The organism is Pelagibacterium lentulum, assembly GCF_003992625.1.
In the GTDB taxonomy this organism is placed as follows: Bacteria; Pseudomonadota; Alphaproteobacteria; order Rhizobiales; family Devosiaceae; genus Pelagibacterium; species Pelagibacterium lentulum.
In genome coordinates, this window is sequence record NZ_RZMW01000016.1 from 1 (window position 1) to 17,833 (window position 17,833).

16 protein-coding genes are annotated in these 17,833 nt (G+C 59.3%); 5 read left to right on the plus strand and 11 right to left on the minus strand.

From position 1 onward, the window contains the following. The first annotated feature begins 81 nt into the window (after nucleotides 1–81). Nucleotides 82–1,181 (plus strand): IS3 family transposase gene (locus EO133_RS04915; RefSeq protein WP_371870951.1). Its coding sequence is split into 2 segments (ribosomal slippage): nucleotides 82–343 and nucleotides 343–1,181, totalling 1,101 coding nucleotides; the frame shifts between segments, so codons are not numbered across the junction. Here the strand turns inward: EO133_RS04915 and EO133_RS20810 are convergent. Then, complete coding sequence (locus EO133_RS20810) at nucleotides 1,094–1,885, minus strand: PfkB family carbohydrate kinase (protein WP_428372640.1); 792 nt, start codon at nucleotides 1,883–1,885, stop codon at nucleotides 1,094–1,096. The genes EO133_RS04915 and EO133_RS20810 overlap by 88 nt on opposite strands. On the opposite strand from EO133_RS20810, the gene EO133_RS20495 reads away from it, so the two are divergent. Next, nucleotides 1,794–2,021 carry a hypothetical protein gene (locus EO133_RS20495; protein WP_248297986.1) on the plus strand — a complete coding sequence of 76 codons (228 nt, stop codon included), beginning with the start codon at nucleotides 1,794–1,796 and terminating at the stop codon, nucleotides 2,019–2,021. The genes EO133_RS20810 and EO133_RS20495 overlap by 92 nt on opposite strands. A 494-nt stretch (nucleotides 2,022–2,515) precedes the next feature. On the opposite strand, the gene EO133_RS04925 is transcribed toward EO133_RS20495, so the two are convergent. Continuing rightward, on the minus strand, nucleotides 2,516–2,818 hold the full coding sequence (locus tag EO133_RS04925) for a DUF6481 family protein (RefSeq protein WP_127071558.1): 303 nt from the start codon (nucleotides 2,816–2,818) through the stop codon (nucleotides 2,516–2,518). A gap of 160 nt (nucleotides 2,819–2,978) precedes the next feature. Between EO133_RS04925 and EO133_RS04930 the strand changes: the two genes are divergently transcribed. Further along, nucleotides 2,979–3,548, plus strand: a complete 570-nt coding sequence (locus EO133_RS04930; RefSeq protein WP_127071559.1) for a hypothetical protein — start codon at nucleotides 2,979–2,981, stop codon at nucleotides 3,546–3,548. Nucleotides 3,549–3,793: 245 nt separating this feature from the next. Here the strand turns inward: EO133_RS04930 and EO133_RS04935 are convergent, their stop codons facing one another. The 5 genes from EO133_RS04935 to EO133_RS04955 form a co-directional block, all read right to left on the minus strand. Further along, nucleotides 3,794–4,129, minus strand: coding sequence for an EF-hand domain-containing protein (locus tag EO133_RS04935; RefSeq protein WP_127071560.1), 336 nt, complete (start codon nucleotides 4,127–4,129; stop codon nucleotides 3,794–3,796). Between the two features lie 517 nt (nucleotides 4,130–4,646). Then, nucleotides 4,647–5,438: a hypothetical protein gene (locus EO133_RS04940; protein ID WP_127071561.1), complete on the minus strand. Its 792-nt coding sequence runs from the start codon at nucleotides 5,436–5,438 to the stop codon at nucleotides 4,647–4,649. After that, the gene (locus tag EO133_RS04945; protein ID WP_206513460.1) at nucleotides 5,435–8,068 is read right to left on the minus strand and encodes an OmpA family protein; all 2,634 of its coding nucleotides are present in this window, start codon (nucleotides 8,066–8,068) and stop codon (nucleotides 5,435–5,437) included. The genes EO133_RS04940 and EO133_RS04945 overlap by 4 nt, the downstream gene beginning before the upstream one ends. Nucleotides 8,069–8,213: 145 nt before the next feature. Further along, nucleotides 8,214–9,173: an AraC family transcriptional regulator gene (locus EO133_RS04950; RefSeq protein ID WP_127071563.1), complete on the minus strand. Its 960-nt coding sequence runs from the start codon at nucleotides 9,171–9,173 to the stop codon at nucleotides 8,214–8,216. Nucleotides 9,174–9,409: 236 nt separating this feature from the next. Next, a complete protein-coding gene (locus tag EO133_RS04955) occupies nucleotides 9,410–9,727 on the minus strand; it encodes a hypothetical protein (protein ID WP_127071564.1) in 318 nt (105 codons plus the stop codon). Nucleotides 9,728–9,966: 239 nt separating this feature from the next. Between EO133_RS04955 and EO133_RS04960 the strand changes: the two genes are divergently transcribed. After that, nucleotides 9,967–10,269 carry a hypothetical protein gene (locus EO133_RS04960; RefSeq protein ID WP_127071565.1) on the plus strand — a complete coding sequence of 101 codons (303 nt, stop codon included), beginning with the start codon at nucleotides 9,967–9,969 and terminating at the stop codon, nucleotides 10,267–10,269. A 1-nt stretch (nucleotide 10,270) separates the two neighbouring features. After that, the gene (locus EO133_RS04965) at nucleotides 10,271–10,948 is read left to right on the plus strand and encodes a helix-turn-helix transcriptional regulator (RefSeq protein WP_127071566.1); all 678 of its coding nucleotides are present in this window, start codon (nucleotides 10,271–10,273) and stop codon (nucleotides 10,946–10,948) included. 55 nt (nucleotides 10,949–11,003) lie between these two features. Here the strand turns inward: EO133_RS04965 and EO133_RS04970 are convergent, their stop codons facing one another. The 4 genes from EO133_RS04970 to EO133_RS04985 all read right to left on the minus strand — a co-directional run bounded on the left by EO133_RS04970 (nucleotide 11,004) and on the right by EO133_RS04985 (nucleotide 17,778). Beyond that, nucleotides 11,004–13,214: a TRAP transporter permease gene (locus EO133_RS04970; RefSeq protein ID WP_127071567.1), complete on the minus strand. Its 2,211-nt coding sequence runs from the start codon at nucleotides 13,212–13,214 to the stop codon at nucleotides 11,004–11,006. 124 nt (nucleotides 13,215–13,338) lie between these two features. Then, on the minus strand, nucleotides 13,339–14,313 hold the full coding sequence (locus EO133_RS04975) for a TAXI family TRAP transporter solute-binding subunit (RefSeq protein WP_127071568.1): 975 nt from the start codon (nucleotides 14,311–14,313) through the stop codon (nucleotides 13,339–13,341). Nucleotides 14,314–14,524: 211 nt separating this feature from the next. Further along, a complete protein-coding gene (locus EO133_RS04980; RefSeq protein ID WP_127071569.1) occupies nucleotides 14,525–15,892 on the minus strand; it encodes a sigma-54-dependent transcriptional regulator in 1,368 nt (455 codons plus the stop codon). Further along, nucleotides 15,889–17,778, minus strand: coding sequence for a sensor histidine kinase (locus tag EO133_RS04985; protein ID WP_127071570.1), 1,890 nt, complete (start codon nucleotides 17,776–17,778; stop codon nucleotides 15,889–15,891). The genes EO133_RS04980 and EO133_RS04985 overlap by 4 nt, the downstream gene beginning before the upstream one ends. Nucleotides 17,779–17,833: the final 55 nt, after the last annotated feature.

A 17,833-nucleotide genomic window follows, 5' to 3' on the forward strand; every position in this document is an offset into this window, starting at 1 on the left:
TGACCTGCTGCCGTGAATTTGGACCATTCTGAACTGGAATTTTCCAATTATGATCCCGTGGTCGGGAGATGGAGAATGCTCATGAAGAAGTCCAAGTTTACCGAGGCCCAAATCGCCTTCGTGCTCAAGCAGGCCGAGGATGGCACGGCGGTCGGGGAAGTCTGTCGCAAGGCAGGCATTTCGGAAGCCACGTTTTACAACTGGCGCAAGCGGTATGCGGGGCTGATGCCATCGGAGATGAAACGGCTGCGTCAGCTCGAGGAAGAGAACGGCAAGCTCAAGCGGATCGTCGCCGATCTGAGCCTGGACAAGGCCATGCTTCAGGATGTGCTGTCAAAAAAGCTCTGACGCCTGCTCGCAAGCGCTCGCTTGTCGATGAGATCAGAGCGACCTGGAAGGTCTCGATCCGAAAGACCTGTGATGCCTTGAGAGTCGACAGGTCGCTCTACCACTACAAGTCCAGGCGCGGCGAGCAGGCTGATCTGCAGCTACGGATCAAGGAGATTTGCGAGACCCGTGTCCGCTATGGCTATCGTCGGGTTCACATCCTGTTGCGCCGGGAGGGCTGGGATGTGAACCCGAAGAGAATCTACAGGCTTTACAAAGAGATGGGGCTTCAGCTGCGCAACAAGACGCCCAAGCGGCGGGTTAGGGCAAAGCTGCGTGATGACCGGATGGCTGCCACGAGCACCAATCAAGTGTGGGCCATGGACTTTGTGCATGACCAGTTGGCCACCGGCCGCAAGATCCGTATCCTGACTATCGTGGACACCTTCTCACGCTACGCACCAGCCGTGGACCCTCGGTTCAGCTACAGGGGCGAGGATGTGGTTATGACACTCGAAAAGGTCTGCAGGGAAATAGGATATCCGAGGACGATCCGGGTCGACCAAGGCTCGGAGTTCATCTCCCGCGACCTTGATCTCTGGGCGTATCAGAAGGACGTCGTGCTCGACTTCTCCCGCCCTGGAAAGCCAACCGACAACGCCTTTATCGAGTCGTTCAATGGCAAGTTCCGAGCCGAATGCCTGAACGCTCACTGGTTCATGAGCCTTGACGACGCCCGCTCGAAAATGGAGGATTGGCGTAGAGACTACAACGAAGTCCGCCCGCACAGCGCAATCGGGAACAAACCCCCGATATCGCTTATGAACGCATCAGGGGCAGCCGGCCCACCCTGATCGTTTATCCCCGGAAATTCCCAATCCGGGTGGTCCAAAGTCGGGGAGCACGTCAAGGCGTTCGCGTCCCTAACAAGCGATGGTCTGCAATTGGGGTCAAGGGAAACGACGGCCTGGGCACAATAGGCTTTGGCAAGCAGCGAACATTGTTCAAAGCCAATAGGATCGATTAACGCAATCGAACCGATGTGGACCGCTGTCGGAATGATACCGTCGAAGCGCTCCTTGCACATCCGCCATCGCCGCATCGCACTTTGCTCGTCAAAAAACGCGTATTCAGAACGTCCGTCGGTTAGTTTGGCAAAGGCAAGCGTGGAGCCAAAGTCGAGGCGATCTGCATAATCTGTCTGGACGTTTGAGGCGTGCAAGTGAGCGATTATTGCATCGCCGAACATATCGGACGAGATACCGCCGACAAAAGCGACTTCATTGCCCAGGCGGCCAAGCGCTATGGCGAAATTGAGAACAGATCCACCGGGAAACGACTCGAAGACAGAGCGCCCTCTTTCTTGGCGGGCAACCAGATCGATCAGGGCGTCCCCACACGCTAGAATCACCGTTCGTTCCTCCTTCGCCTCCAGCACAACAGATGCTACATATGGTAAATTAAAAATGCAAATGTTCGACATGAGTGCGTGGATCGCGCAGCTCATCAATGAGCAAGCGCCAGTACAGTTGCAGCTTTGCTGCCAAAGACTGGGCATCGAAGTGGATTGCTTGATGTCGCCTGAGCGCAGCATCCGCCGCCTGAACCGGATCGTCGATTGGCACAGCAACCCATTGGGCATCTCGGCCAAGGTGATAGCGGAACGGCACGTCGCAGAGCCGAGGCCGACCTGATGGCTGCCGTTGATGGGCTAGCCATATTCTTTAAGCTCGATCCATCTGACAAAACACGTACCCATTTCTGGGATGATAGCAGCCGGGCTGTTAGCCTTCGAGAGCGCGGCGCCTATTTAAGCGGATCGACGATCGTCAGGCCGAAATAAAGTAAGGCGCGACCGGAAGATCACGCGATGCGGGTAGAAGTGCCTTATACTGCCGAAGAGCTCGCTCTTCGGGAGGAGATGAGGCGGGCGCACACGACATAGGTCGGTCTTATCACCAAGAAGGCGATGGCTGAAAAGAAGGCACGGCGACCCACCCATCGCTCCGTACCGAGAACCAAGTGATGCCCGCATTGGCCCCCTTGTGCAGGGGACTAAATTACTCTGTGTTCTCGTTATATCGGTGCTTTGCGCTATTATCAAAGGCTCGGCTTCGCGGGGCCTTCTTGGTTTGATCGACATCTTCCAGACGACGCGCCACGCTCGACTACCGCACACGCATCAACCCTACTTCTTCCGGGCTTTGCGCGCAGCATAACGACGGTCTCGTTCGGCTTTCTTTTCTTCATCGGTTGAAGCCTGCAGTCGCTCGTTGGCTGCTTGGATCTGTGCGGCTTCGTCCTTAGCGGCTTTCTCAGCCTGAATGCGTTCAGCTTTCTGAGTTGCCCTCGCTGCGCGCTCCGCGCGCTCTGCCACCCTCTGGGGGTCATCAAACTTCGGGCGAGCCTTGAATTTTTCCAGCATCGCTTGTTTTGCTTCAAGCGAGGATTTCTGGCGTTCGGCAAAGTCACTGCCTTTGAGCGATTTCATCGATAGTTTCCTTGGATTGAATTGCGCTGGTGCGCTCTACGCAGCATATCGTTGTCTGCCAGCCGATGCCGTTTTGGATGTGCGGGGCGGGGCAACGCATTCTCTAGACCGCCATAGACGGTCTGGGCAAGAGGGTAACCAACTGCCGCAAGGAATCGTGGTGAGCTGGTTCCCGCCCGATTTCGCCGACGTTGTAACACCAGGACATCAGAGTCCGGCTCTGACCAGCCATAACCCCTGGCTCTGGGCCTATAATTCGGACGTGCATCCTGACGGCTGCCCGGTCGATAACATGTGGGCGCTTACCGAACCGGAATGGGCGGGTAAGGTTGCTTTCCCCGATCCGCAGTTGCGTAACGAAACCATGTTCTGGTTCAATCAAATGGAAACCAACAGCGACGAGCAGATGGCGCAGGCCCATGAGGCGTATTTCGGCGCGCCGCTTGAAACCGAAGAAGCCAGTGCCACAGCCGAGTGGGTTAAGCGCTTTGCCGGCAATAACCCGACCATCGCACGTGGGGATTCCGATGTTGTCCCGATTGTTGGCGCTTCGACCGAAGAGGATTCACGGATCGGCTTTCTTTCGACGGCGATCTTCCCTCATGCCGAGCGCGATGGCTACAACATGGCGGTATGCGACGGGATGCAGCCTTTCGTTGGGCAACTGGCGCCGCGTGTTGCTGTCATTGCCGCAGGCACGCAGCACCGATCTTTCGGAAAAATGCGGTAGCTTTAGCCCGACGCGGGCATCCAGACGGTTGTTTTTGATCAAGAACGGATCTGGTTTTAGAGCATTGTAACAAATGTTCCCTGTTATATCAGTAGGTTGGCAATGAGTACCTTTGACTTACACATACACAACCGGGTATCCTCGTGCGGGTTCGAGTCCCGCCGCCCGCACCAGTTGATAAAAGAATGGCTACCGCGCCAGGGAGGATGAGCGCGGTAGCCGTTTTGCTTGGGAGATGAAGCCGGTCACATCAATGGATCAGCCGGCTCATCGAGCAGCGGATCGACCGGCGCCTCCGTCATCGGATCAGCGGGTGCAGGTTCTGCCGGTGCCGGGGCGGGCTCGGTTGGCGGCTGGAACAGAATGTTGAATTCCTGTTCGGACAGGCCGCCGCTGCCATCCTGATCCAGCAGGTCGAAATCTTCCTGTGTGATTTCAGGCAAGACGACCTGAAGCTCCTCAAAGCTGATCTGGCCGTCCATATTGGTGTCGAGCGCGTTGAAATCGACTGCTTGAGCCATCGCGCTGCCAGCAAAGCCAAGACCCACGAGAGTCGCGACGGAAAGTATTGTCTTTTTCACGGGAGTAACTCCATTTCTGTTCACTCAGTGGACGCTGGCAATAGGCCAGCATCGTTCCAGGCTTGGCTCATCGCAAAGCCGTGAACAGAGCGTGAGGGGCGGCTGTGGCGAAGGCAGGCCCCTCAAAAGGTATTGGAGGGGAGATTTATTGACGATTCTGTGTTCTTGAACCCAAATGTGGTGGGTTCCACCACAATGGTATTTTTTTGACTGCGGGTGAGTTGGAGGCTAAAGCGAGCTATGCGGCGAGCGTCTGGCTTGCCGGTTTCTCTCCGGGCGATTCAAGTTGCATGGTGCCGGAAGGAATATACCGCGCCATCTCATGGAGGGTCAGCCGAACCCCAAGCACTGTGGCGGGCCAGCTTTGGCGTAATCCACACGCCGCTTAGCCGGTCGTTACTTGTATCCCCCCAACGAAACCGTCGGTGTTCAGCTATCACGAGATAGGCCGAGCCTGCATTGAAGGTTGCGGACTTCTACATTCAGCATGTCGACGCAGTTACCGGGTGCCAGCCCGTCAAGGGCCCACGCGCCGGATTTCGTATCGGATCCTTACGCGGCAATCGAGCATGCCATAGCCGGCAAGAACCGCCGCGGTGCCATCGGGCGCCTCGACACGGCTGCGCAGCGCAAGTAGGCCGGTCGCCCGGTCCTGCGTGGCAAGGTTCATCGACAGCGCCAGCGAAACATCCACGCACGTGCCATCTTCGCAACTGCGATCGCGGATATTGTCCGATAGCCAGCGATTGGGACCGAGTTGACGCCATTGATAGACCGACATGGCTCCGATCTCGGGTTGCGGCAGCTTTTCGGCAAGTCGTCCGGGATGGAACCGTCCTTGCCAGGCGACCGGGGTACTGAGCGTTTCGATCCGGTTCGCCGCCAGCATTTGCGTCATCATCGCGGGACATCCTGCGGCTGTCTCGCCGAGCGTTCGCCACTGCCATGTGCCATCGAGAGGCACAATCTCCTCGACGGGGCGCGGGGCCGGTTCACACTCGCCCCGGCCGCCATAGGCGGCATTGATACCGGCGCGCGGCTCACCGGAGCGATAGACTTGGCCGGTCCCCCGATCGATCACGACCGTCTGCGCCCGGACATCGCCAGCCCATCCATCGGGAATACTCACCGTGCCGTCGCCATCGGTAAAACCCTCGACCCAGGCAATGTCTTCCGGAGCCTGGCCATCGTAGCATTCGCAGCCCTGGCCGGGGGCGCAAACGGCAGTGATCTGGCCCGTGAGGTTCTGCGCGGATGCCGATGCCACCGTGAGAAAGGTTAGGCCGGAAAGAAGGAGCAAACGGATCATGGACGGGTCTCCAGATGGGGCAGGAACAGGATCAGGGCTTCATCCGCGCTGAGATCTCCAAGTGGAACGCCGCCCAGCACCTGCATCTGGGCCGATGAGGGAGCACCCGATTGCGCACCTGATCGTCCAGCGTTGGCACCCACGCCCATGATTTGCCCTAATGCCTCGATCATCGCGCGATCTTCGGGCGCGGCATTGCCCAGCAATTCACCCATCACCTGGCGGCTCATCTGCATCGCTGCCTCCATGCCATCGGGCTCGCCATGCATCCAGGGTTCGCCCTGCCAATCTTCGCCCGGCCCGGCGACGCGGCTCAAGATGGCTTCGCCGGATCCTGCGCCAGGCTGTCCGCTAAGATGCAGAACGCCCTTATAGGCATCGCCGCCATAGGATTCGGCGCCGTAAACCAGTGTCCGGCCATCGCCCGAATCGAGGACGAGATTGACCCGATCGCCGGCGAGGTTCGCTGCCGCGTTCCCGGATGCCGAGGCCATTGGAGCAAAATCGGGCGAAAGATGGAAATTGCCGTCGGCGCGTGGATCATCTGCATCCTGGATCAACTCGACCACGGCGATGCTGCGGTCATTGTCCGGCGTTCCCGGCGCAAAAACGCGCATCACCCAGACACCCTGAAGCATGCCGGGCTCGGCCAGATCGCCATCCTCGCCCATGCCCTCGGTCTCGACCGCGGCGGCGAGTGTGCCGAGCGACCCGACCAGCGCGAAACTGGCCAGTTGGTCGGTCTCGGCATCTGCCTCGAATACGCAGACGGTATCGGTTCCGGCAGGCAGGCAGAGCGTATCGATTGCCTGACGCGGATTGACGCTGGCGACGATAACGCTATCGCTCAGGCGTACGAGATTGAAACTTGGCCGCTCCGCCACGACCCCGCCCGCAGTGCGATAGTGCAAGGCGGCGATCGTGCCGTAACCCGGCATCAGGTTGAAGACCAGATCGCTTGTAGTGTCCCGGATCGTGCATGGTTCAAAGCCGCTCCCCTCGCACCGATGTACGATGTCAGAGGTCTCAACGCTTGCCGCGGCCGGTGCGCGAACGACCAGCGGCTCCGTTGCCAGAACGACCCGTCCGCGTACGGGATCTTCCGCGACATATCGCAGAACATATTCCCCCGTTTCCGCTGGCGCGGTCAAATCCACCGCATCGCCCGTGGCCCAGGCCCAGCCCCAGCCGCCCGACATGTCGGCGTCGTTGCCGGGTGTGATCATGTCGATCCAGTCGCCCGACAGCAGCGGCCCGGTGAAGGCGACGGAAAAGAGCTCGCCCGGCGCAACCACCATGGAAAAGGACAGGCTGGCTCGTGCGCTCGCCATTGACTGCGGTTGCGCTCCTTGCGACACGAGCATGCCCGCGCTTACACCAAAAGGCATCTCGACAATGCTGTGCCGGCCTGCTGTCGGGTGATCGATCACATAGCGCAGCACATAGTCGCCCGGTTCCGGGACCCAGATCTGCCCGCTGCGCCCGTCGGTCATGTCAGACACGTACAGGTGGGATTGCGATTTTCGCCAGTCGAAAGCGTAATCGTCAAGTTCGGTAATCTCTAAAAAGGTCGGATAGGCATCGCCGCGCACGGCACCGTCGATAGCGATATCCATCCACGCCTCCGGCGCGTGGCTTTCGGGCGCGGTGATGCGGACTGCGGCGCGCAGCGCCGCGATCTCGGCCATATCGGCCAGAATCTGCTCGGCAACCGCCGCACTCTCGGGCGTCAGCAGGCGCGCGTCGGTTTTGAGGCCGGACGCCGCAAAAATCCGGCCCTCGTAATAGGTATTGTCCCGCCGTAGGTTCACTTCCGTGCCGTAGCCGATCAGGACACACCTTGCGGTCTCGACGAAATCGGAGCCTGCGGGCTCGAAGCTGAAACCGGCGCATTGCCCCTCGGCCAGGCACAGCGCCTGGCACGTCTGCGGCTGTGTTCCTGGCGGCATAGTGATGCGATCGCCAACCCAGCCCTCGCTCCCACCCTGAGCCGTTGCCATCAGATAGGAGAAGGGCAGAAACTCCTGTCCGCCGCTGCCTGTCCAATCGGCAATGGCCGGCGGTTGCGGGGCGCCCTCGGCCGTGACCATCGTGCCGGGGGTCAGCGTATCGGGGCAAGGATCGACACCCTCCGGTCCGCCAAAGCCCAGCATATCGGGCGTGACCTGTCCCACAAGCTCGACCCGGCGGTTCTGCGCGCGTCCCGCATCGGTCCCATTATCGGCTAGGGGGCGGTCAAAGCTGTAGCCTTGTGCAGTAAGCTGGCTGGCTGTAACCCCTGCGGAAACCAGCCAGTCGCGCACAGCCAGCGCACGCGCTTCCGACAGACTCTGATTATAGGCATGGCTGCCGACGTTATCGGTATGACCCTCGATCCCCCAGGATCCGCCAAGTGTTAGGATGGCATCGCGCGCTGCGATCAGCGCGGGGAGACTATCGGGGCGCAGAGACGCGCGGTTGAAATCGAAATTGACCCCCGACAGCGCAACGCGCCCCTCTTCGGCAAGAGTTTGCACTAGCGCCTGACAGGACCGCGCGTCGCCCTGCGCCGCAGCCGGAACAATAAACCCACCGAGGCCCATAAGGGTGGCGAGCAAAGCCCCACCGATTTTCGTCGTAATGTTTGTCATGTAACCCCTCATCTCGGAACATGTACTTCATGCTCCAGATCGCCAGCAGTGCGAGCAGCGCGGCCAAGCGCATAAAATTAGGCCGAGATCCTCTCGCTCGTCTTGGGGCAGACGGCACTGTGATGCGGGGAGAACGGTGGTCCGTTCAGCCTGTGAAGGCGCGGGCGCGAACGTCCGAAGGCGTCGCGCCGAAAGCGCTCTTGAAGCGCGCGTTGAACCAGGACAGATCGCCAAAGCCTGCCTGCATGGCAATTTGCGAGATCGTCATTGTCCGGTATGTCGGATCGGCAAGCTGGCGATAGGCCATGAGCAAACGGCGACTGGCCACATAGTCGCGAAACGACATACCGTCACTCTCGAACAGGGATCGCAGGTAGCGCGGGCTGACGCCTTGGCGAGCCGCAACCAGATCCGGTGTGAGGTCTGGCGAAGTCAACAGACGTTCGATGTCGGCCTTGACGGCTTTTAATCGCGCCGCGCGAACGCCGCGGCCCGCCGCCAGTTCGGCCGCCTCTCGTGTGGCGCCGAGCGCCATAAGCGCCAGGTCTTGCACATGGGCCGCGCATTGCATGGCGTCCTCGGGCGCAAGGTGCGGCAATTCCTCGTGCAGGCTGCGCGCATAATTGAGAAACAGCCGCCATTGCGGCGTCAACGCTGTGACATCGCGCAGTGCGGTGTTCAGCCCGGCTGTCGCCGAGGCGAGGAAGGATCGCGGAATAGAGACATAGAATACATTCGCCTGCTCGGAGCGGAACTCGGCCACACCTGGAACCTCATTGGGATCGACATAGACCTGACCTGGCGCGCATTCGACATCGTGCCCGCCGTCCTGCCTGATCGAAAACCCGCCCGAAACGGGAATATGTAGCAAAATGTTGTCGCCCGTTTCCGCCGCCAACTGGTTCGTGCGGTCTGTGGTGCAGGCGGAATGCACGGTATCCGCCATGATGATGCCCGGCAGCAGGCCGATCACTGTTTCCGAGCGGTAGTTCTGAGCATCAGCCGGGGTGATGTGGAGCTTGCAGATATTGGCGGCTATGGCTTGAAATTCCTCGACGCGCCGCGCGGCCTCCAAGTCCTGCGATCGAATCGAGAATACCGTCATGTGCCCCCCGGCTGCGGCAATATATATGCTGCGAATGAATACTTCGCTTCAGAAGAGTATTATGTGCAACGAATACAACTTTTTGTCGAGCAAAGCGTGGCGCCGTCAAGCAGGCTGACGCCTTCGGCCCCCGATTTGTTGTTGAGAGAAGGAGCGGAGTTGCGTCTTTTCGTCGTCTACTTGGGTTTGAACTGCGCAACTGACTGACCAGACCTGCGGTCAGGCACCAAAGAAACCTATGCGGCGCGTGTCCGGCCTGCCGGTTTCTCTCCTGGTTCTTCAAGAAGGGAGAGTGAGCACATTGGTTGCGCCAGCATCTCGCGAAGCAGATTAAGCCCGCGAGTCCAATGGGCGAGGGCAATCGGATCGGAAGGTTGAACATTGCCGCGACGCGCGTGGGAGATCAGCGTTGAAGCCTCGGCAATCGGCAATGCCATGACATTGCAATAGAGCGCGGCGGCATCGGGGTGGGGTGCATGCGCGGTCTCGACATGTTCATCCTGAAATGCCCAGACGAGCATTATGGCCAGCTCATTGCGGGACAATTTGTGCATTGTTTCGGCTCAGCCTTCCGGTTCCGCGACAAATCGAGCCAAAAAACCAGACACAGGTTCTGTGTTCTCCAGCCGTTGCTGCTTATTTTGACCAGCAGAGGTGAAAGTGGCGTGATCGCGATAGATGGCATTTTAGGCAATTCACGAAATTTCGCTTGTAGGAAACACAACTGACAGAATGGTGTCAGTTGTAGTAAGCTATTGCAGCCTTGTTTATCACCAACAAGGAGAGTTGAATCATGCAATCCAAGGTCATTGAGCTGGTGTCGTTTAGCCTCAAGCCCAGTGCAGACCCCGGCGCCTTTCTCAGCGACAATGCGGCTGTTGAAGCCTTTTGTCGTGGGCAGGAGGGCTTTGTTTCCAGGCGCTTGTCGCGAGACGACAATGGCGGTTGGGTCGACTGTGTGGAATGGGAGAGTATGGAGGCAGCGCAGGCTGCCGCCAAGGCCATTGGAAAGGCCGAAGGCGTCGGGCCGTGGCTCGCCGCCATCGATATGGACGGCCTTGCCATGCGGCACCTGACCGTTCAGGCGGCGCTGTAACATGCGTCGTGCCGACCGCCTTTTTGAGTTGCTGCAATTGCTCAGGGGCGGTCGGCTGCGCACGGGCGAGGCGCTTGCTCGTGCGCTCGAGGTTTCCGTGCGGACCGTTTATCGCGACATTGCGGATCTGCAAGCGCAGGGCGTGCCCATCGATGGCGAACGGGGCGTGGGATATTTGCTCCGCGACGAATATTTTCTGCCGCCGCTGTCGTTGACACAGCAGGAGGTCGAAGCTCTCAATCTCGGCGTTCGGATGGTGCGCGCAAATGCCGATGAGGCTCTTGCGCAAGCGGCTGACGAACTGCTGATCAAAATCGAGGCTGTTCTGCGCCGCGCAACAGTTCAGCCGTTGCGGGGTATCGGTATCTTTGCCACGGCCGACAGCCGCAAGGGCCGTGCTGCACTTGCGCAATTGCGCTTGGCCGTTGCGGACAAATGCCGGATCGCGCTCGCCTATTGCGATGCAAAAGGCGAGCGGACCGAACGGGTCGTGCGCCCCTTGGGTGTGGAATTTTGGGGGCATGTTTGGACGCTCACAAGCTGGTGCGAAATGCGCGCCGATTTCAGGGTGTTTCGATGCGACCGGATCGAGCGTATCGAGGTGGGGTCGCCATTTCAGGATGAACCGGGCAAAACCCTTTCAGACTTCATTGCGAAGCTGCAAAGCAAGGATCGCTAGGCCATGCCGAGAAAAAGGGCCACACAATCGTGCGGCCCTTTCGTGTTCGATCTGGCTAATCGGCGCCTTTGGCCAGCGTTCGCGGTGACAGGCCGCGTTTCTGGTAGGCAAAGACTGCGCCGCCAACGCCCAGGCCTATGAGGTCGGAGAGCCAGCCCCCCTGGATCATTGCGAGTGCGGAAATCAGCAGCACGCCGCGCAGAATGTTGTTCAGTTGGCCGAAGAAGTAGCCCTGAACGGCAGAGGACAAGAGGTAAATGCCGATAAGGGCCGTGATGAAGACATGCAGGATTTCATGCCATTCGCCCTGCATCAGCAATGCATGCGAATAAAAGAACATGAAGGGCACGATAAACGCCGCAAGTCCCAGCTTGAATGCCTCGACCGAGGTGCGCATGGGATCTGACCCGGCCAGTGCCGCCCCGGCATAGGCGGCCAGCGCCACCGGCGGGGTAATGGCCGACATCACCGCGTAATAGAACACGAAGAAGTGCGCAACCAGAACCGGAATCCCCAACTGCACCAGACCGGGCGCTACCACAGCGGCAGCTACCGCATAGGCTGCGGTGGTGGGCATTCCCATCCCGAGGATGATCGAGATACACATGGCAAAGAACAGCGCCAGGATCTGGTTCTGCTCGGCAATGCCCAGAAGCAGGGTGGAGAACCGCGCACCCACGCCGGTCAGGGCAATAACCCCGACAATGATCCCTGCCGCCGCACACACAGCCACGAGCTGGATGCTCATTTTGGCGGCCAGTTCGAGTGCTTTGAGAATGGTTTTAGGGCCCATCTTGTAGGGCGTCAGCCATGAGACGACCGCGGCGGAAGCCATCGCCCAGGTGCCTGCACGGATCACCGAATAGCCGGCGAACAGGAAATAGAGCAGGATGATGATGGGCAGGAACAGATAGATCTGTTTGGCCAGCACGGCGAACTTGGGCAGTTCTTCGGACTTGAGGCCCTGCATCCCCAATTTCTTGGCCTGAAGATCGACCATGAAATAGACCGACACGAAATAAAGAACCGCCGGAATGATCGCGGCAATCACGATTTCGGTATAGGGAACGCCGGTGACTTCCGCCATGATAAACGCACCGGCGCCCATGATCGGAGGCAGGATTTGCCCACCCGAGGAGGCAGTGGCCTCAATCGCACCGGCACTGCGGGCGGGATAGCCGACTTTTTTCATCAGTGGGATAGTCAGGGAGCCGGTGGAGACCACATTGCCTGCCGAGGTGCCGTTTATCATGCCCATCAGCCCGGATGCGAACACGGCGACCTTGGCCGGGCCACCCCGTGCGCGTCCCGCAGCAGCGAAGGCAAAATTGACGAAATAGTCGCCGACCCGGCTTGCCTGTAGGAAGGCCGCGAAGGTGATGAACAGGATGATGTAGGTCGAGGAGACCGCAATTGGCGCCCCCAGAATGCCCTGATCGGTGAAGATGTAGGTGAAGAAGCGCTCGAGCGAATAGCCCCGGTGGTTGAGAAAGCCCGGCAGGAACGGCCCCAGGAACGAATAGGCGACGAATACCCCGGCGATGATGACCAGTGCCAGACCAGCCACGCGACGGGTCAGTTCAAGGATCAGCAGAACACCGACAAGCGACGCATAAAAGTCGGCTTGAGTGGCCAGCGCTGTGCCCATGCGCATCCGCATTGGCGGAACCACACCCGGCATGAGGCTGAACAGGATGTATGCAATCATCGCGACAGCCGCGAAACCGAGCAGCCAATCGGCGAAGTAAACCCGGTCGGCCCGGCGGTCGCCGAAGAGCCAGCACGCGATCACCGCGGCTGCCGAGCCGACGATCAGGGCAGGGCCAAAGGTCTCGAAAACAAAAGAAGGCGGAGCGAAAGTCCCCGTTGTCCAGTGGGTAATCCACGCAAAGGCGACCATAGCCAGCCCCCAGCCGACACCAAGCAGGGCAACGGCCAGAAGCAATAGTTCTACCGGTCTTGATTTGGCGGACTGCTGTTGGCCCGTTTCCTCGCCTTCGGGGGGCAGGTTGAGGGCGGAATAGATCAAGAAGCCGATAAACAATCCGCCTGCGATGTGGATCAGTCTGTAGGTCCATGTTTCCAGCGGATACAGGTTCATGATCCCGATATGAAAGGCCGTGTAGGCGATGCACAGCGCCGCGACGGTCCAGTTGAGCTTGCCGCCGAAGCTCCGTTGGTTGGTGGCCAACGGTTCGTCCGTCGTACTCTGAGCAATCATTGGACCGGCATCATTGGCCGGTTTGGTGGTCTGATCTTGCGACATTGAGAACTTCCTCCGCGATCAGGCGCCACTTGGCGTCTGTCCTGGTTCCGTTGGCTGGAACTTAAAAATGCGCTTGCGCGGGAGCGCAGACGGGCGCGTGGCCCGTCTGCAAAGGATGATAGGATCAGCCGCGCAGTTCTTCTGGTATGTTGATGCCGATTTCATCGAAGTAACGCACTGCGCCCGGATGGTAGGGCAGGAACGTATTCTTGTCGGCATTGGCCGGAATGGTTTCTGCCGCAGCGCCGTGGATTTGTACCATGCGTTCGGTGTTGCCCATCACCAGCTTGGTGATTTCGTAAGCGAGGCTTTCAGGCATATCGGCATGGGCAATAGCAAAGTTCCACAGTGCAACGGTCGCCTGCACTTCGATAACGTCCTGATAAGTGCCGGCCGGGACGTCGAATGCGGCCAGTTCGGGACGGGCTTGCAGGATCGCGCCGCGTTCTTCTTCGGAGAAGGCGAAGATGTTGACGTCGTTTTCCGCTGCGATCTGGGCGAAGGCTGCAATAGGCAGGCCAGCCGAGAAGGCAAAGACATCGATCAGGCCGTCCTTGACCTGGCTAACAGCGTCATTGGCGCCAGAATAGCTTACATCGGGGGATACGCCGAGGGTTTCAAAGAAGCGCGGCCAGTATGTCGCCGAAGTGCCGCCTGCAGGGCCAACCGATACGCGCTTGCCATCAAGATCGGCAACTGACTCGATCCCGGAGGATGCCAGCGCTACGGCCTGGAAGGGGGTCTGATACATAGGGAACAGCGCGCGAAGATTTGCGTGCTCAAGACCCGGAGCCAGTTCGGATTCCCCGATCCATGCGTCGTAGGCAGGGCCCATCGTTACCAGTCCGATCTGGTGATCGCCGGTTTCCACAAGCGTTGCGTTCTGAACGGGGCCGCCGGTGACTTCGCCCGAGGCGTTGACGCCGAGTTCCTCGGTGATCAAGCCGCCAAGGCCCGTGCCGTAGATGAAGTAGGTGCCGCCCTGGCTTGCCGTGCCGATGGTCAGGCTCGAAGGCCAGCCGTCACGATCCTGAGCGAAAGCGGGTGCTGCGACAAGCGCAGACGCAGCCGCGAGAGCGGCGAGAGTGGTAAAACGCATTGCGTTCCTCCCTGGAGTTTCCTTTTGGGTTCTTCACCCACCCGGCGCAGCAATCTTCCTCCGCAGCGCCGGATGTGGCGCGCACTCAAGGCCTCCAAGAGGGCCAGCGCAATCGGGATGTAGCGAGAAAGGGAGGTTTTTTAACGATGGCCGGTGTGTGATGGGTGGATTCGGTAACATTGGCGCTTGTGTGCGGGTGGACTTCCACACATCATTCCGCCGAATTGTCAGCCGCTGCCCCGAACTTCAGTCGGTCGATGCCGTATTTCTGCATCTTTTCGTAAAGCGACTTGCGCGACAGGCCCAGCGATTCATAGACGGGCTTGAGGCTGCCGCCGTGGGCCATCAGCGCATTTTCAATCGTGTTGCGCTCGAAATCCGCCACGCGGTCGGCCAGCCGCTTTGCTTCGCCGGAGGCAGCCTGATAGCCGCTCTCATGTCCGGGCAGGCCCAGATCGAGTGCGTAGCGATCCGCTGCATTGCGCAACTCACGCACATTACCCGGCCACTCGCGTTCAGCGATAGCGGCAATCACATGGGGAGGCACGGCAACCGGCTCACGGCGATAGCGTGAGGCCGCTTCGGTGAGCAATTGCATGAAGAGGATTGGAATATCCTCTCTGCGTGCGGACAGTGGCGGTATTTCGAGCGTAATGACATTGAGGCGATAGAGCAGGTCTGCCCGAAACGCGCCGACCGCAACTTCCGATTCCAGTTTGGTCTTGCTCGTTGCCATGAAACGCACATCAAGCTGAAGCGGATCGTTGCTTCCAAGCCGGGTGATCGTGCGTTCCTGAATGACGCGGAGCAGTTTGCCCTGCACGTCGAGCGGCATTGAGCCGATTTCATCAAGAAGAATTGTGCCGCCTTGTGCCAGCTCGAATTTGCCAAAACGCGCTCGCATTGCGCCGGGAAAGGCGCCAACTTCATGGCCGAACAATTCGCTTTCGATAAGATTGGCGGGCAGGGCCGCGCAATTGATAGCAATGAAAGGCTTGCTGGCGCGTGGGCTCAGATCGTGCAGCGCGCGGGCAGTGACTTCCTTGCCGGAGCCCGTGGCCCCGATGATGAGCACATCGGCGTCGGTGGGACCAATAGTCCGCACCTTGCGGCGCAGATCGATCATGGCGTTCGACCGGCCGAGCAGGCGTTGTTCCATGTCATCGCTCTGGCCCGCCGCAGCGCGCAGCACCCGGTTTTCAAGTACCAGTTTGCGGTAATCGAGGGCACGCGTGGCGATCTCTGCAAGCTGGGAGGCTGCGTAAGGTTTTTCGATGAAATCATAAGCGCCTTCGCGCATGGCGCGCACCGCGAGTTGTACGTCGCCATGGCCGGTCACAAGGATTACGGGAATGTCGCGGTCCAGTTCATGGATGCGGTTCATCAGGCTCAGTCCATCGATCCCCGGCATCCGGATATCGGTTATGACGATGCCCTTGAAACCAAAGCCGGCAAGCTCAAGCACACGCTCGGGATTGGCAAAGTCCTGCACCTCAAAACCGGCAAGGTCCAAGGCTTGCGCGGTGGAATTGCGCAAATCTTCCTCATCGTCGACAAGCAGGATTTTTCCAGCGCTCATTGGGCAGGCTCAGCAAGGCTTTCAAAGGTTTGTGGGATCGCTGCCGCTCTGAGCGTCATTGTGAAGATCGCGCCGCCTTCGGCATGATTTTCGACGTGCAGGTCGCCGCCAAAGTCCTTGACGATATTGTAGGAAATGGAAAGCCCTAACCCCAGCCCTTTGCCGACGCCCTTGGTGGTGAAGAACGGATCGAATATGCGCTCGGCGAGAGTCGCGGGCACTCCGGGGCCATGATCGCGCACCGCAATCGTTACGGTGTCGCCATCGCTGCTGGCGGTAAGCGTCACGCGGCGATCCGCCTGTTCGGCAACGGTGTCGACCGCATTGGTCAAAATATTGACCAGCACCTGTTGAAGCCGCACAGGGCCGCAATGGATGAAGATTGGCTTAGGTCCAAGATCAATCTCCAGTGCCACGCGGGATGATCTTATATGCCAGTCGACAATTTCGAGCGTGTCGTTCACCACGTCTTCGAGGTTGACGATTGCCAGCTTCTGGTTCGGCTTACGGGCGAAATTGCGCAAATGGCGAGAGATCGAGGCCATGCGATCGATCAGTGCGGTAATGCGCGAGACATTGTTGCTGGCTTCCGGCACCCGCCCGCGTTCGATGAGCACAAGGGCGTTGTCCGCGTAATTGCGCGCGGCGGCCAAGGGCTGATTGAACTCATGGGAGAGTGCTGCCGACATCTGTCCGAGTGCTGCCAGCTTGCCAGCCTGAACCAGATCGTTCTGGGTCTGGCGCAACGCGGCTTCTGTGGCACGGCGTTCGGCAACCTCGGCCTCGAGTTGCTTGTTCACCGTTGCCAGTTCGGCAGTACGCTCTTTGACGCGGCGCTCCAGTTGATCGCGCGCCTCATGCTGCATCTGCATACGCTCGCGCAAGCGTGCCTGGCGCTGCAGATAAATCGCTGCTGCCATTGTTGCGAGCCCCACGACGAGCAGTAATACAACGATCGTCGTGACAGCCTGCGCACGCGCGGAGGCGGTGTCGAGCAGCACCTTCACCGTCCAGTCTGCTTCCGGCATCGGTTCGGTGAGCATGAGATATTCGCGTGTTTCGCCAGTCTGCATTTCCACTTCCATCAATTCGTGATGGTCTTGGAAATGCGTGCGCGTTACCGGCAGGTCGCGCAATTCCGCATCGGCGTAGCGGCGGGTTTCCGCCGTGCGGGCCAAACGCTCTTCGGTCAGCGGCAAAATGCCTGAGAACAGCCAATCGGGCTGGCCGGTCATGAAGATTATGCCTTCGGGATCGGTCACGATGATTTCGTAATCGCCGCCGCGCCATGTATCCTCGATCGCGTCCACATCGACCTTGAGCACCACGACGGCCTCGACAACGCCGTCGATCCAGACGGGAGCGCCGAAATAATAGCCGCGCTTGAGTGATGTGGTGCCCAGCGCAAAGAAGCGCCCTTCGCCGCCCGCCAAGGCGTTGGAAAAATAGGGGCGGTAGCTGAAGTTGCCGCCGACAAAGGACGTGTCGGTATCGAAATTGGATGCCACAATCGTGTTGCCATCGGGCATCATTACGTAAAGGTCAGAGGACTCAAGGAGTTCATTGACTTCCTTGAGATAGTGATTCATCTCGTCCACAAGGTCAGGATCGTCGGGGTTGGCAACCAGCAGCTTGATGTCGTCATAGTCGGCAAGAAGCTGAGGCAGGCGTTCGAAGCGCGCCATTTGCCCCCGCAGTGCTGCAACTGCCAGGCGCAGCGTATTCTGGCCGCGCGCTTCGGCCTCATTGAAATAGATGCGCGTGAAATAGGTGCCGCCAAGTGTGCCGATGGCCACCATGACAGCGCAGGCGATGGCAGCCAGCCACAACCATTGCGGGTTGAAGCGGGATCTTTCGCCAATCGTGTGGGCTGCATTCAGGCTCATGGCGATAACTTAGTCTGATCGAAGCGAAAGTGGAATTGGCAAATCGGATGGGTTT

Excerpts from the sequence above, each read along its gene's own strand:
- EO133_RS20495 (WP_248297986.1), top strand. The coding sequence starts at position 1,794 with ATGCAAATGTTCGACATGAGTGCGTGGATCGCGCAGCTCATCAATGAG.
- EO133_RS20810 (WP_428372640.1), bottom strand. The coding sequence starts at position 1,885 with ATGCCCAGTCTTTGGCAGCAAAGCTGCAACTGTACTGGCGCTTGCTCA.
- EO133_RS04925 (WP_127071558.1), bottom strand. The coding sequence starts at position 2,818 with ATGAAATCGCTCAAAGGCAGTGACTTTGCCGAACGCCAGAAATCCTCG.
- EO133_RS04940 (WP_127071561.1), bottom strand. The coding sequence starts at position 5,438 with ATGATCCGTTTGCTCCTTCTTTCCGGCCTAACCTTTCTCACGGTGGCA.
- EO133_RS04945 (WP_206513460.1), bottom strand. The coding sequence starts at position 8,068 with ATGACAAACATTACGACGAAAATCGGTGGGGCTTTGCTCGCCACCCTT.
- EO133_RS04950 (WP_127071563.1), bottom strand. The coding sequence starts at position 9,173 with ATGACGGTATTCTCGATTCGATCGCAGGACTTGGAGGCCGCGCGGCGC.
- EO133_RS04955 (WP_127071564.1), bottom strand. The coding sequence starts at position 9,727 with ATGCACAAATTGTCCCGCAATGAGCTGGCCATAATGCTCGTCTGGGCA.
- EO133_RS04960 (WP_127071565.1), top strand. The coding sequence starts at position 9,967 with ATGCAATCCAAGGTCATTGAGCTGGTGTCGTTTAGCCTCAAGCCCAGT.
- EO133_RS04965 (WP_127071566.1), top strand. The coding sequence starts at position 10,271 with ATGCGTCGTGCCGACCGCCTTTTTGAGTTGCTGCAATTGCTCAGGGGC.
- EO133_RS04970 (WP_127071567.1), bottom strand. The coding sequence starts at position 13,214 with ATGTCGCAAGATCAGACCACCAAACCGGCCAATGATGCCGGTCCAATG.
- EO133_RS04975 (WP_127071568.1), bottom strand. The coding sequence starts at position 14,313 with ATGCGTTTTACCACTCTCGCCGCTCTCGCGGCTGCGTCTGCGCTTGTC.
- EO133_RS04980 (WP_127071569.1), bottom strand. The coding sequence starts at position 15,892 with ATGAGCGCTGGAAAAATCCTGCTTGTCGACGATGAGGAAGATTTGCGC.
- EO133_RS04985 (WP_127071570.1), bottom strand. The coding sequence starts at position 17,778 with ATGAGCCTGAATGCAGCCCACACGATTGGCGAAAGATCCCGCTTCAAC.